This window comes from Bradyrhizobium quebecense, from assembly GCF_013373795.3.
GTDB lineage: Bacteria > Pseudomonadota > Alphaproteobacteria > Rhizobiales > Xanthobacteraceae > Bradyrhizobium > Bradyrhizobium quebecense.
Map to the genome: position 1 here is coordinate 528042 of NZ_CP088022.1, position 14517 is coordinate 542558.

A 14517-nucleotide genomic window follows, 5' to 3' on the forward strand; every position below is an offset into this window, starting at 1 on the left:
CGGCCAAAAAAGGGAGGAAACAATGAAGCCAATCTTGCGACAAACCCTGCCGCTGACCGCGCTGATCGCGGCGACGGCCATTTCGATCGCCCCCTCGGCCCGCGCCGAAGTGCCGGCAACCTGCGTCAAGGGCGTCGATCTCGCGACGCTCGGACCGAAATCGATCGTCGGCCAGGGGCCGCACGGCGAGAAGGCCGCGTCGCCGGAGGTGCTCGCGCTGTCGGACGCCGACGCCGCCAAGATCAAGGAGAAGCATTTCAAGGTCGGTATCTCCATGCAGACCGTCAACCTCGACTGGGCGCAACTGCAGATCCAGGGCATCACCGACACGCTGAAGAAGTATGGCGTGACGGTAACCGGCGTCGCGTCCGCCGAATATCAGGTCGACAAGCAGATCGCCGACATCGAGAACACCATCCAGCAGCACCCGGACGGCATCATCTCGATCCCGGTCGATTTCACGGCGACCGCGCCGACCTACAAGAAGATCGCGAAGGCCGGCATCAAGCTGGTGCTGATGGACAGCATTCCGACCGGCCTCAAGCATCCGGAGGAATATGCCTCGATGATCTCGGCGGATAGCCAGGGCAATGGCCAGATCGCGGCCCAGATCCTGGCCTCCTGTATGCCGCAGGGCGGCACCATCGGCCTCGTCAATTTCGGCGTCGATTACTTCAGCACCAACGAGCGCACCAAGGGTGTCCGCGAGTGGATGCAGAAGAACCGTCCCGACATCAAGATGAAGCAGGTCGACTTCACCGATCCGCCGAAGGTGTCGCAGATCGCAGGTGACTTCCTCACCGGCAATCCTGACATCAAGGGCCTGTTCGCGGTTTGGGATCAGCCGGCGCTCGATACGCTGAGCTCGATGCGCGCGCAGGGCATCGACATTCCGGTTACGACCGTCGACCTCGGCCTGCAATCGGCGATCGAGATCGCCAAGGGCGGTCCGTTAAAGGCGACCGGGTCGCAGCGCCCGTATGATCAGGGCGTCGCGGAAGCGATGGCGATGATGAACGCGTTGCTCGGCAAGGAAACGCCCGGCTGGATCGGCGTGCAGTCGCTGCCGGTGACACAGTCGAACGTGCTGGAATCCTACAAGACGGTGTTCAAGAAGGAGCCGCCGCCGGAACTGACCGACGCTTGCAACAAGGCAAAGCCTGCCTGCAACTGAGCCGCAGGAGTTCGATGCGCGGTCCCGCGAGCCCGCGCATCGTGAGCAGCCTGATCCGGGCGTGCCAGCCCCCGCTCGGATCAGGTTGCGCTGGTCACGTACTCGACAGGAAGGCTGCGGAAGTGCTTGCGCATCTCCGATGACGCCGTGCCGCCGACGATGATCCGCGAGAACGCGGCGATATCGGAGAAGAATGCCGACTTGAGACTGCCGAGCTTGCTCGCGTCGATCACCAGGGTGCTCTCCATCGCGGTCTCGATGACGGCCTGCTTGACCGCGACTTCGTGAAAGTTCGAGCAGCTCGCGCCGCGCGTCCAGTGCACGCCGCCCGCGGAGATGAAGGCCTTGTTGATCCCGAGCCGCCGCAGATAGGACAGGCCGTCTTCCGACGCAAAGGACTGCGACGAGGGATGATAGAGCCCGCCCATCAGCATCACCTGCGTGCCCGGCCGCCGGGTCACGATCGACGCCACGTTCATCGAATAGCAGATCACCGAGAGCGGCAGATCGTCGGGCAGGCAGTCCGCCAGCGACTGCATCGTGGTGCCGCAGTCGATGAAGATCGTGTCGCCTTGCCTGATGGAGGCGGCGGCAGCCCGGCAGGCGAGGCGCTTGTCCTGGGTGTGCTGGTCGATTTCCTGCTCGAACGTGTACTTGATGCCGGTCGGCGACGCCGCATTGACGACGTAGCCGCCGAGCAAAGCGAGGGCAGCCTCCGGACCAGCGAGGTCGCGCCGCACCGTCATTTCGGAAACCTTGAGGAGCTCGGCGGCGTCCTTCAGGTGCAGCGCACCACTCGATTCGACGGCGCGGCGCAGCCTCTGCAGGCGCTGGACGCGAGTCTCGCTTGGTCGTGCGTTGGAGGTTTCAGCCATTTTGATCGCCGAGCTTGCTTATCCGATTGACAATGATCTTACAATGTTGTGAGTTTATCAACGTCGATTTGTTACAATAATAACATCCGGTCCGGCGGGCTGATCCGGTGTCGAGACGATATCGTCCTCGGCAGGCGGCAAACCCGGCGGCAAGGTCAGGGGAGGATCACATGTTGCGATCGACACATTCAATCTATCTGGCCACCTCGTCGATTCGCTAGGACCGCAAGGCGTTTCCATGACGCAGAGCGTCTTCATCCAGAATCCGTCCCCGTTGGCCGTGCAATCGCCTTCCCCGGGCGGCGAGCATTTGCATCCGCTGCCGCGCAACAGCGGCCGTGCGCTCGAGATGGATTGGGTCGACGACATCAGGATCAACCTGTCGGCCGCCGAACGGCGGGTCGCGAGCCTGCCGGGCCGGCGCACGGTCAAGAAGGACGCACAGGCGGGGTGGCTGCTCAAGGCGATCACCTGCATCGACCTGACGACGCTGAACGGCGACGACACCGCCGAACGGGTCAAGCGGCTCTGCGCCAAGGCGAAGGCGCCCGTGCGCGGCGACCTTCTCGAGCAGCTCGGCTTTGCCGGGCGCGAGCTGCATACCGGAGCGGTCTGTGTCTACCATCGGTTCGTCGGCACCGCTGTCGAAGCGCTCGATGGATCCGGCATCCCTGTCGCCGCGGTCTCGACCGGGTTTCCCGCAGGCCTCGTGCCGCATGAGCTGAAGCTGAAGGAGATCGAGGCGTCGGTCCGGAATGGCGCGCAGGAAATCGACATTGTCATCACGCGTGAGCACGTGCTGACCGGCGATTGGCGGGCGCTTTACGCCGAGGTCCGGGATTTCCGCGCGGTCTGCGACAACGCGCATCTGAAGACGATCCTGGCCACCGGCGATCTCAAGACGCTGCGCAATGTCGCGAAGGCCTCGATGGTCTGCATGATGGCCGGCGCCGACTTCATCAAGACCTCCACCGGCAAGGAAGGCGTCAACGCGACGCTGCCGGTGACGCTGGCGATGCTGCGGATGATCCGCCTCTATCAGGAGCGCACCGGCTACAAGATCGGCTTCAAGCCGGCCGGCGGCATTTCGACGGCAAAGGACGTGCTCAACTACCAGTTCCTGATGAAGGAGGAGCTCGGACGCGACTGGCTCGAGCCGGATCTGTTCCGCATCGGCGCCTCCAGCCTGCTCGCCGACATCGAGCGGCAGCTCGAGCATCATGTGACCGGCCACTACTCGGCTTTCAACCGCCACCCCGTGGGATGAGACTCCAGCGATGAGCGTCGCCAATTATTTCGAGACCATGGAGTATGGCCCCGCGCCCGAGGCGGACGGCGAGGCGCGTGCCTGGCTGGCGCGGCATGGCGCCACGTTCGGGCATTTCATCGCCGGCAAGTTCACAGCGCCGCATGCGGGCAAGCACCTCACGACAAGCGAGCCTGCCACCGGCAAGGCGCTGGCGCGCATCGCGCAGGGCAATGCTGCCGATGTCGAGGCGGCGGTCAACGCCGCGCGCACCGCGCAGCCAGCCTGGGCAAAGCTTGGCGGCCATGGCCGCGCGCGTCATCTCTATGCGTTGGCGCGCATGCTGCAGCGTCACGCCCGGCTGTTCGCCGTGCTGGAGGCGATCGACAATGGCAAGCCGATCCGGGAAACCCGCGATCTCGACGTGCCGCTCGCCGCGCGCCATTTCCTCTATCATGCCGGCTGGGCACAGTTGCAGGACCGGGAGTTCGCCGATCAGCTGCCGATCGGCGTGATCGGGCAGATCATTCCGTGGAATTTCCCGCTGCTGATGCTGGCCTGGAAGATCGCGCCGGCGCTCGCCGCAGGCAATACGGTGGTGCTGAAGCCGGCGGAGTTCACCTCGCTCACCGCGCTGCTGTTCGCCGAACTGTCGGCCGAGGCCGGCCTGCCGCCGGGCGTATTGAATGTCGTCACCGGTGACGGTGCCACCGGTGCGCTGCTCGTCGAAAATCACGGTGTCGACAAGATCGCCTTCACGGGCTCGACCGAGGTCGGGCGCCTGATCCGCCAGTCGACTGCAGGGACCGGAAAATCGCTGACGCTGGAGCTTGGGGGGAAATCGCCGTTCATCGTGTTCGACGATGCCGATCTCGATGGCGCGGTGGAAGGGGTGGTCGACGCCATCTGGTTCAACCAGGGCCAGGTCTGCTGCGCCGGCTCGCGGCTGCTTTTGCAGGAGGGGATTGCGGAGACTTTTCGCAGGCGCCTGATCCGCCGCATGGAGACGCTTCGCGTCGGCATGCCGCTCGACAAGGCGATCGACATGGGTGCGGTGGTAGCCCCAGTGCAACTCGAACGGATCAAGTCGCTGGTCGAGACCGGGGTGAAGGAAGGCGCCGAGAAATATCAGGCGTCCTGTACGATGCCGACGGAGGGATCGTTCTATCCGCCGACCCTGCTCTGGAACGTGCATCCGTCCTCGACGGTTGCGACCGAAGAGATCTTCGGCCCTGTCCTGGTGGCGATGACGTTCCGTACGCCCGACGAGGCCGTGATGCTCGCCAACAACACGCGCTACGGCCTTGCTGCCAGCGTGTGGAGCGAGACGATCGGGCTGGCGCTCGACATCGCGCCGAAACTCCTGGCCGGCGTGGTCTGGGTCAATGCGACCAATCTGTTCGACGCCAGCGTCGGCTTCGGCGGCTATCGCGAGTCCGGCTTCGGCCGCGAGGGCGGTCGTGAAGGCATGTATGAGTATCTCAAGCCGAAGGCCTGGAGCGGGCGCAAGGCCCGGGCCAAGCCATCGCCGCTGCCGACGGCGTCCGGCGCCAGCGCCGGATTCGACGTGCCGCCGATCGATCGAACGGCCAAACTGTTCGTCGGCGGCAAGCAGGTCCGTCCGGACGGCAATTATTCGCGCACGGTGCTCTCGCCGAAGGGCCGGCGTCTCGGCGAGGCAGGCGAGGGCAATCGCAAGGATATCCGCAATGCGGTCGCCGCGGCGCGCTCCGCCGAGGGATGGGCGCGGGCGTCGGCGCATAATCGCGCCCAGATCCTGTACTATCTTGCCGAAAACCTTTCCGCGCGCGGCGACGAGTTCGCCCGGCACATCGCCGACATGACCGGCGTGTCGGCAGCAAAGGCGCGCACGGAGGTCGATGCCAGCATCGAGCGGCTGTTCAGCTATGGCGCCTGGGCGGATAAATTCGAGGGATCCATCCATGCGCCACCGCTGCGCGGCGTGGCGCTCGCGATGCATGAGCCGATCGGCGTGGTCGGTGTCGCCTGTCCGGACGAGGCGCCGCTGCTTGCCTTCATCAGTCTCGTGGCGCCATTGATCGCAATGGGCAACCGGGTCGTCGCGGTGCCGAGCAAGCGGCATCCGCTCGCCGCGACCGACTTCTACCAGGTGCTCGAGACCTCGGACGTCCCGGGCGGCGTAGTCAACATCGTTACCGGCGATCGCGACGAACTAGTCAAGGTCCTTGCCGAGCATGACGATGTCGACGCGCTCTGGGCGTTCGGGTCGCAGGACGCCTCGACGGCGGCCGAACGATACTCGATCGGTAATCTCAAGCGCACGCTGGTCGATCAAGGCCTCGCGATCGACTGGTACGACAAGGCCGCGAGCGAGGGCCCGATCCTGCTCCGCCATGCCGTGCAGGTGAAGAACATCTGGATTCCGTATGGCGACTAGAGCGTTTTCGAGCGAAGTGGGTACCGGTTCGCGTGCAGGAAACGCGTCAAACAAGAATCGAGTGCCCCGGTCAGATCCAATCGGAACGAGGCACTAGAGACGTCACCTTGCGGTGATAGGGATGGGGATCCGGACCGCCAGAGTTCGGCGATTTAGACGACAAGGGAGGGACGCAACATGCTGAAGGGCATCAATCCACTGCTCAATGCCGACGTGCTCTACGCCCTGCGGGCGATGGGGCACGGCGATCGCCTGGTGGTGTGCGACACCAATTTTCCGGCCGATTCGATCGCGCGCCAGAGCGTGCTTGGCAGGCTGCTGCGCATCGACAATGTGAGTGCCGCCAGGGCGGTCGAAGCCGTTCTCTCGGTGATGCCGCTCGATACCTTCGTCGACGATGCCGCGATCCGGATGGAGATCGTCGGACAGCCTCAGGAAGTGCCTCCCGTGCAACGCGAGGTGCAGGCCGCGATCGATCGCGCCGAGGGACGATCCTGGCCCCTGGTCGGCGTCGAGCGCCATGCGTTCTACGAGAAGGCCAAGACGGCCTATTGTGTGATCGCGACCGGCGAGCGCCGCTTCTACGGCTGCTTCCTGTTCAGCAAGGGCGTCATTGCGCCGGACGGGGAGTGACGACATGAGCAAGCAGGGCGTCGCCGTCCTCGGCGTGTTCGTCGTCGACCTCGCGTTCCGCGCCGGCAACATGCCGGCGATCGGCGAGACGATCGCCGGATCGGGATTCGCAATGGGGCCCGGCGGCAAGGGATCCAACCAGGCTGTCGCGGCCGCACGGGCCGGCGCCAGCGTGAGCTTCATCTCCCGGATCGGCAGCGACGCCTTCGGCGAGCTCGCTATCAAGACTTGGGAGGCCGAGGGAATCCGGCCGCGCGTGACCAGGACGGCGGACGCGCCGACTGGAGCTGCGTTCATCTACGTCCACGAGACGCGCGGCGATAACGCGATCATCGTCGTGCCGGGTGCGGCGGGCGGGATCGGTCCGGCCGACATCGACGCGGTGGCCGACGCCATTCGCGACAGCCGCGTGTTCGTGACGCAACTCGAGCAGCCGGTCGATGCGGCGCGGCGCGGGCTCGAGATCGCGCGCGCCGCCGGCAGCATCACCGTGTTCAACCCGGCGCCGGCTATCAAGTTCGACTCTGACCTGTTTGCGCTCTGTGATTATGTCGTCCCCAACGAGACCGAGGCCGAAGCGCTGACCGGCATCGCGGTCGGCGATCTCGCCGGTGCCCGCCGCGCCGGCGATGCCTTGCTGGCGAAAGGCGCAGGAACGGCGCTGATCACGCTCGGCGAGCGCGGCGCCTTGTTTCATGCGCGGGATCGCTCGGTGCACGTGCCGCCCTTCGCCGCAGGCAAGGTGGTCGAAACCACCGGCGCAGGCGACGCCTTCGTCGGCGGCTTTGCGGCGGCGCTCGCCGACGGCGCCGATCCGCAGGAGGCTGCGCGCTTCGGTTCGGCCACGGCCGGAATCTCGGTGACGCGACCGGGCACCGCACCCGCGATGCCGCGGCGCGCGGAGATCGACGCGCTGCTGAAGGGATGATCGCGCGATGATGCGGAATGATCCGATCAAGCATGTCTTCATCTGGCCGGCGGTGCTCGTCGTGCTGGCGATCTCGATCTTTCCGCTGATCTATTCGCTTACCACGAGCTTCCTGAGCTACCGCCTGATTCCGCCGATCCCGCCGCGGGTCGTCTGGCTCGGCAACTATGCCACGCTGTTGCAGGAGCCGCGGTTCTGGAACGCGATCTACACCACGACGCTGATTGCCTTCATCGCGGTCGGACTGCAATACGCGATCGGTTTCGGCGTCGCCCTGGCGCTGAACGCGCGGGTGCCGGGCGAGCGGCTGTTTCGCGTCGCCTTGCTGCTGCCGATGCTGCTCGCGCCCGTCGCGGTCGCGCTGGTGGCGCGCATGATGTTCAACCCGACGATGGGGCCGCTCAACCAGTTCCTGTCGAAGTTCGGCCTGGTCAACCTGCCGTTCCTCACCAATGGACATTGGGCGCTCGCCTGCATCATCGCGGTCGAGGTCTGGCAGTGGACCCCGTTCGTCATTCTGATGATGCTGGCCGGCCTGCAAACGCTGCCCGAGGATGTCTATGAGGCCGCCGAGCTCGAGAACGCCAGCGCCTGGCAGCAGTTCTGGGGCATCACCTTTCCAATGCTGCTGCCGATCTCGGCCGCGATCGTCTTCATCCGCCTGATCGAGAGCTACAAGATCATGGACACGGTGTTCGTGATGACGGGCGGCGGCCCGGGCGTGGACACCGAGACGCTGACATTGTTCGCCTATCAGGAAGGCTTCAAGAAGTTCAATCTTGGCTACACGTCGGCGCTCAGCTTCCTGTTCCTGATCGCGATCACGATCATCGGCGTCACCTATCTGGCGCTGCTGCGGCCTCATCTGGAGAAACGCCGATGAGCGGGCAGGGCTTGACCGGACTGTCGCCATGGAGCCGCCGCCTGGTCGCGGTCGGCGTCCTCGCCTGGTGCCTGATCACGGTGTTTCCGCTCTATTGGGTGGTGGTGACCGCGTTCAAGACGCCGCCGGGCGTGGTCGGCGGACCGACCTATCTGCCGTTCATCGACTTCACGCCGACGTTGCAGCCCTTCATCGATCTCTATCAGGGAATCCGCGGCGAGTTCTTCCACACCTTCCTGAATTCGACCATCGTCGGCCTGTCTGCGGCAGCCATCGCCACTGCGATTGGCGCGATGGCGGCCTATGCGCTGGTGCGGTTCGAGTTCAGGGTACGCCTTGGTGCGGGCCTCGTGTTCTTCCTGCTCGCACTCGGCGGCTATCTGCTCTTCAACGCGACGTTCGGATTTACCCGGCCGCAGGCGCTGCTAATCGCGTTTCCGATCGCGCTGATCGCTGCTGTCGTTGCCAATCGCCTGCCGTTGCCCGGACCGATCCTCGGCAACGAGGACATCCTGTTCTGGTTCGTCAGCCAGCGCATGTTCCCGCCGATCGTCACGGCCTTTGCGCTGTATCTGCTCTATAGCGAGATCGGCCGGCTGGGCTTCCAGCTGATCGACAGCTTCGTCGGCCTGACGCTGTGCTACGTCGCCTTCTCGCTGCCGATCGTGGTCTGGCTGATGCGCGACTTCTTCGAGGCCGTGCCGATCGAGGTCGAAGAGGCGGCGATGGTCGACAACGTGCCGAGCTGGCGCATCTTCTTCGGCATCGTGGTGCCGATGTCGATGAACGGGCTGCTGGCGACGTTCATGATCACGCTGGCCTTCGTCTGGAACGAGTTTCTGTTCGCGCTGTTCCTGACCAATTCCAGATGGCAGACGCTGCCCATCCTGGTGGCAGGACAGAACAGCCAGCGCGGCGACGAATGGTGGGCGATATCAGCTGCGGCGCTCGTCGCAATCGTTCCCATGATGATCATGGCGGGCTTGCTCAGCCGGATGATGCGGTCGGGCCTGCTGCTCGGGGCCATCAAATAGCAAAAAACCTTGTAGGGAGGACTAGACGATGTTGCGACGGACGTTCCTGATGTTGACCACCTCGCTCGCGATGGCCTGTGCCGCGAGCCAGGCGAATGCTGCCTGTAGCCCGGATTACACCGGCGTCACCCTGACGGTGGCGTCGCAGACCGGACCTTATATCGCATCCGCGCTCAAGCTCGGCGCGGACGAATGGGCCAAGAAGACCTGCGGCAAGGTCAACGTCGTCGAGTTTCCATGGTCCGAGCTCTATCCGAAGATCGCGACATCGCTCACCGCGTCGGACGCGACGTTCGACCTCGTCAGCTTCGCACCGGCCTGGCTGCCGGATTTCGTGCCCTATCTCAGCGAGATGCCGAAGGAGATGCAGTCCGGCAAGGATTGGGACGACATCGAGCCGGCCTATCGCGAACGCCTGATGGTGTGGGAAGGCAAGATCTACTCGCAATCGATGGACGGCGATGTCCACACCTATACCTACCGCACAGACCTGTTCAGCGATCCCAAGGAGAAGGACGCGTTCAAGGCCAAGTACGGCTACGACCTCGCGCCGCCGAAGACCTGGAAACAATATCTCGACATTGCGGAATTCTTCCAGCGGCCCGACAAGGGTCTGTGGGGAACGGCGGAAGCGTTCCGTCGCGGCGGTCAGCAGTTCTGGTTCTTCTTCAGCCATGCCGCGGCGTATGCGAACAATCCGAACTATCCGGGTGCGATGTTCTTCGACCCCGAGACGATGGACGCGCAGATCAACAACCCGGGCTGGGTGAAGGGGCTCGAGGAATACATAAGGGCTTCGAAGCTCGGGCCGCCCAACGCGCTGAACTTCTCGTTCGGCGAGGTGAACGCTGCGGTGGCCGGCGGTCAGGTGGCGGAATCGATCGGCTGGGGCGACACCGGTGTGATCGCGGCCGATCCGAAGCAGTCGAAGATCTCCGGCAAGGTCGGCTCGGCGATGCTGCCCGGTTCGGACGAGATCTGGAACGCCAAGACAAAGAAGTGGGACAAGTTCCCGAGCGTGCTTCCGGGCCCGTTCATGGCATTCGGCGGCTGGCAGATCGCGGTGCCGAAGGCCGGCAAGAACCAGCAAGCGGCGTGGGACTTCGTCAAGACCTTGACGAGCCCCGAAGTGTCGGGCCAGGCGGCGATCACCGGCGGCAGCGGCGTCAATCCCTATCGCAAATCGCACACCGCCAATCTGCAACTGTGGAGCAAGATCTTCTCGCCGGAAGAGGCCAGGGAATATCTCGGCGCGCAATCGGACTCCATCAACGCCAAGAACGTCGCGCTCGACATGCGTCTACCCGGCTATTTCTCCTACACCGAGGTGGTGGAGATCGAGCTCGGCAAGGCGCTGGCCGGCCAGACCACGCCGCAGGCGGCGCTCGACGCGATGGCGAAGGAGTGGAATCGCCTGACCGACGAATTCGGCCGGGCCAAGCAGCTTGCCGCCTATCGCGCCGCGATGGGCCTCCCGCCCAAGAACTAGCTTTCCAGTGAGACCTCCGGATGATGCGCGAGCGTCATCCGGGGCTTGACCAGCCGTCGACGAAAGGACGGAAAAGGATTCCATGGCGCACGTCGAGATCGAGAACGTCAGCAAGGCATACGGACCCTACAAGATCATCGAGGGGCTCGACCTCAACGTGGCCGACGAGGAATTTGTCGTGCTGGTCGGCCCGTCCGGCTGCGGCAAGACCACGACATTGCGCATGATCGCCGGACTGGAGGCCGTCACCAGCGGAACCATCCGCATCGGCAACCGCGACGTCACGCAGTTGCGCCCCGGCTTGCGCAACTGCGCGATGGTGTTCCAGAACTACGCGCTCTATCCGCACATGACGGTCGGCGAGAACATCGGCTATGGCATGAAGGTGCGGGGCGAATCGCGCGCCAGCATCGAGAAGGCCGTCAATGACGTGGCACGCGTGCTTGACCTCGAGCAATATTTGCAGCGGCGGCCCAAGCAGCTTTCCGGCGGACAGCGCCAGCGCGTAGCGATCGGCCGTGCCATCGTGCGCAGCCCGGACGTGTTTCTGTTCGACGAGCCGCTGTCCAATCTCGACGCCAAGCTCCGCATCGAGATGCGGACCGAGATCAAGGCGCTGCATCGCCGTCTCGCCAAGACGATCGTCTATGTCACCCACGACCAGGTCGAAGCCATGACGATGGCCGATCGCGTCGTGGTGATGAACAGAGGCCGGATCGAGCAGGCGGCCGATCCGATCACGATCTACGAGAAGCCCTCTAATCTCTTTGTCGCGGGCTTCATGGGCGCGCCCAGCATGAACTTCATCGATGGCGAGATCATCGCTCGCGACGGCGCGCTCACCTTCACCGCGCCATCGGGCACGGCGTTGCGCGTGCCGAAGTCGCGTGAGGCGACCTATGCGGGCAGCGTCGGCAGGCCGGTGGTGCTCGGCGTGCGGCCCGATCATGTGTTGCGGCAAGGCGCGCCGGACGGGTCTTCCGTCCGGTTGCTCGTGAAAGACGTGGAGCCGCTGGGGCCGCACACGCTGGTGATCGGGACCGTCGCTGGCTTTGCGTTTACGGCGCAAATGCCGGTCGGTGTCGCCGCGGAGCCGGATCATGTCATCGACGTCGCGCTCGATCTCGAGCGAACGCATTTGTTCGACAGGGCGTCAGGGATGGCCATTTCCTGATTTGCCGCGGCGTTGAGCGCGACAGTGGCTCTCTTAGCTGCAGAACCCTCGGGCTCGCCGCACTGTATCGGACGGATAAAGGCCAAATGCGGAGCGGTACACCGAAGCGAAACGGCCCATATGCGTAAAGCCCCATTTCAGCGCAACTTCGCTGATCGGGAGCACGTTCTCCGGTCGTGACAGCTCATCGTGGATCGCTTCAAGTCGAATCTTCCGCAAATAGGCGACAGGCGTGGTGCCGTGAATTTTGCGGAAGCCCAATTGCAGCAGCCGGCTGCTGACACCAACCGTCGCGGCAATATCTGATATCGTCAGCGGCAGATGAGGATTGGCCCGCATATACTCGACAGCCCGCCGAATGTAACGCGGCGGCGCATCGAACGGATGGCGATTCAACCGGTCGCTCAGCCGATGCGGGACGTTCTCAAGGATGAGCTGTATCGCAGCTTCGGACAGCAGGGCGCTCGCTTTCGGAGAGCGCGCCAGGATGCCGTCATGCAAGCCGGTCGCGCTCGCACGAACGAGCTGAAGAAGCGTCTGCCCGACGCCGGTCGACAGATCGACGATCGGTGTCAGATTGAGGTCTTCCAGCGCTGCGCTCCCGAACGTCGCGGACAGCACCTTTGTCACCATGCCCGTGTGCAAGGTGAGCGTGACGCTCGCGTATCGTCCATCGACCGCTTCCACCCGCTGTGCTTGCATCGTCGGAAGCGGCACGATCGCGATCTCGGCGGGCGTTCGTTGCACGCCCTTTCCTGCAATGCGCATCTCGGCCTTGCCAGCATTCAGCAGGCTTATCGCAAGCTCACCCGACGTACTCTCGTACGAATAGTGCCAATCCCAACCCGCAGACAGTTCCGCCCGCACGACGTCAATTTCCGCTCCAATTGCGATATCCGCATGCCAGCGAAACGATTCGTCAGGCCGGGGCGAGGAGTGGGCATTGATCCCGTGCGGCTGGAGCATTTCCAGCAGCTCCTCAAACGATGATCCCGATCGCGTCGGAGGTGCAACGAGTATGTCTTCGACCATCAAATTCCCAACCAGCAGATGTTTGCTGTCCGCGAAATGACCCGATCCATCAGGATGGGGTATCCATCGTTCAGGGCGTCCGTCACACGCATAGACCGCATCACCCTAGCACAGCTTTGCTGAGTTCGGCCCGCGCTCTCCTTCGTGATCCCTCCGGTATCCGATTTTCGAACGAGATATCCAGATCACGCAATCGAGGTGCGGAAGGTAACATTTGATCTCATTCGCACGCCTGGATCGTGCGAAAGTTCCGATTTGGTCGCGCCGCGCTGACGTTTGAGAGCACGCGCGAATGCGCAACGTTCGCGACCGATCTTGCTAGCCACAATCCGAATGCCTCCATCCGGAATGCGATGCCGTCCATGGACTCATAGCCCATTTGGCCTAAATGCTTTCGACCTACTCAAACGGGTTATGAAAGCATGCTTACAAGGATAACTTGCGCATTCGCGCTCACGGTTCTTTCGTCCATTGCTGCGTTGGCCGATAGCTGCGCAGATCACGTCCAGAGTGCTGGCGTTCCGATGGTGACGGGCATGACCCACAAGACCTGGATGATCTTCCCGTCGGTCAATTCGGGTGTCGCCCTTGACAAGGTGTCCCGCGCCGTTCTGGCCGAGGGCTTTGTCGGTGTGAATGTCGACAAGAAGCTTGGCACCGTGACCACGCAGCAGGAGACCACCGGATCCGGCCGGCCGCAGACGTTGCAAGTCGTCGTCCGCAAGGACGGCAAAGGTAGCCGCGTCGATGCGACGTTCATCTTGCCTCCCGGACAATTGGCTCCAGGTGTCGGCGACAACCTTTGCCGTGTCGTCAATGCAGCCGGCCAATGAGCTCCGCCGATCGGCGAACCCAAGCAATCAAGCAGGAGAGACAATGCGTAGCGCTCACATTCTGAAAGTGGTTTTGATGGCCGCCGCCGGTGCGGTGGTGTTTTCCGCCTCCGCGATTTCGGCTCCGTTACAGCACGGTGCCGGCGTTGCGGCCGCGGCGCCGGCAGTGACGGAGAAGGTCTGGTGCCGTTACGGGTCTTGCTATGACAATGGCGGCGGCGCTGCCGTCGGCGGACTGGTCGGTGGCCTGATCGGGGGCGTCATCGCGGCCGGTGCGGCCAACGCCGCCGCGCAGCAGGAAGCCGCCGCCGCCCAGCAGCACGCGACGTCTTGCGCCCAGCGCTATCGCTCCTACGATCCGGCGTCGAATACGTTCCAGGCAAAGGACGGCCGGCGCTATCCCTGCCAGTGAGCAGGTGAGATGCAAGCCGCGACTGCAGCCGGCTTGCGGGTACCGGAACGGGGAAGTCAAACCTCCGCTCCGGATACGCCCCTCGGCGAAGAGCTGAGCACGAACGGGATGGCAGCGCTCCGGCCGGTGAGCCGGAGCAGGCAGGCGTTCGAACGCCCCAGGAGCCGCAGCGGCGCGTCTGCCGGCGTGTTGACCAAGACATATGGCTTAAGTGGCCGAATCGGTTCCCGTTCAGTGTCTGGAGGCGCGAATCGAGGGGGCTTCGTCGGAAATCGCAGGGCGCGCCGCCCATGGCGGCTTCTGACGCGATTGTTTTCCATGTTATCACCTGATCCGTCGAAACTGCGTTCGTGCCTAACCTGCCCGAACCTACGAGCCTGGATCT

General features: G+C 63.9%; 13 protein-coding genes. 11 read left to right on the forward strand and 2 right to left on the reverse strand.

The features are described 5' to 3' along the window. Positions 1-22: 22 nt before the first annotated feature. Entirely contained in the window at positions 23-1174 is a 1152-nt protein-coding gene (locus HU230_RS02690; RefSeq protein ID WP_028339629.1) for a substrate-binding domain-containing protein, read from the forward strand. A gap of 80 nt (positions 1175-1254) precedes the next feature. On the opposite strand, the gene HU230_RS02695 is transcribed toward HU230_RS02690, so the two are convergent. Next, the gene (locus HU230_RS02695; protein ID WP_176533093.1) at positions 1255-2049 is read right to left on the reverse strand and encodes a DeoR/GlpR family DNA-binding transcription regulator; all 795 of its coding nucleotides are present in this window, start codon (positions 2047-2049) and stop codon (positions 1255-1257) included. Positions 2050-2398: 349 nt separating this feature from the next. Between HU230_RS02695 and deoC the strand changes: the two genes are divergently transcribed. From deoC to HU230_RS02735, 8 genes are all read left to right on the forward strand, one after another. Beyond that, positions 2399-3316, forward strand: a complete 918-nt coding sequence (deoC, locus tag HU230_RS02700; protein WP_420840926.1) for a deoxyribose-phosphate aldolase — start codon at positions 2399-2401, stop codon at positions 3314-3316. A 10-nt stretch (positions 3317-3326) separates the two neighbouring features. Continuing rightward, positions 3327-5714, forward strand: coding sequence for an aldehyde dehydrogenase family protein (locus tag HU230_RS02705; protein WP_176533091.1), 2388 nt, complete (start codon positions 3327-3329; stop codon positions 5712-5714). Between the two features lie 177 nt (positions 5715-5891). Further along, positions 5892-6347, forward strand: a complete 456-nt coding sequence (locus HU230_RS02710) for an RbsD/FucU family protein (protein WP_176533090.1) — start codon at positions 5892-5894, stop codon at positions 6345-6347. Between the two features lie 4 nt (positions 6348-6351). Next, positions 6352-7275: a ribokinase gene (gene rbsK, locus HU230_RS02715; protein WP_176533089.1), complete on the forward strand. Its 924-nt coding sequence runs from the start codon at positions 6352-6354 to the stop codon at positions 7273-7275. A 7-nt stretch (positions 7276-7282) separates the two neighbouring features. After that, positions 7283-8158 carry a carbohydrate ABC transporter permease gene (locus tag HU230_RS02720; RefSeq protein WP_176533088.1) on the forward strand — a complete coding sequence of 292 codons (876 nt, stop codon included), beginning with the start codon at positions 7283-7285 and terminating at the stop codon, positions 8156-8158. After that, positions 8155-9192 carry a carbohydrate ABC transporter permease gene (locus tag HU230_RS02725; protein WP_176533087.1) on the forward strand — a complete coding sequence of 346 codons (1038 nt, stop codon included), beginning with the start codon at positions 8155-8157 and terminating at the stop codon, positions 9190-9192. Before HU230_RS02720 ends, HU230_RS02725 begins: the two co-directional genes overlap by 4 nt. Before the next feature lie 49 nt (positions 9193-9241). After that, entirely contained in the window at positions 9242-10681 is a 1440-nt protein-coding gene (locus tag HU230_RS02730; protein ID WP_338077484.1) for an extracellular solute-binding protein, read from the forward strand. A gap of 82 nt (positions 10682-10763) precedes the next feature. After that, a complete protein-coding gene (locus HU230_RS02735) occupies positions 10764-11855 on the forward strand; it encodes an ABC transporter ATP-binding protein (protein WP_176533085.1) in 1092 nt (363 codons plus the stop codon). Positions 11856-11888: 33 nt separating this feature from the next. Here HU230_RS02735 and HU230_RS02740 read toward each other — a convergent pair whose 3' ends face one another. After that, positions 11889-12887 carry a helix-turn-helix transcriptional regulator gene (locus HU230_RS02740; RefSeq protein WP_224942891.1) on the reverse strand — a complete coding sequence of 333 codons (999 nt, stop codon included), beginning with the start codon at positions 12885-12887 and terminating at the stop codon, positions 11889-11891. Between the two features lie 536 nt (positions 12888-13423). Here HU230_RS02740 and HU230_RS02745 point away from each other — a divergent pair. Further along, a complete protein-coding gene (locus tag HU230_RS02745) occupies positions 13424-13720 on the forward strand; it encodes a hypothetical protein (RefSeq protein WP_224942893.1) in 297 nt (98 codons plus the stop codon). A 43-nt stretch (positions 13721-13763) separates the two neighbouring features. Next, positions 13764-14132 carry a BA14K family protein gene (locus HU230_RS02750; protein ID WP_176533084.1) on the forward strand — a complete coding sequence of 123 codons (369 nt, stop codon included), beginning with the start codon at positions 13764-13766 and terminating at the stop codon, positions 14130-14132. The last annotated feature ends 385 nt before the right edge of the window (positions 14133-14517 follow it).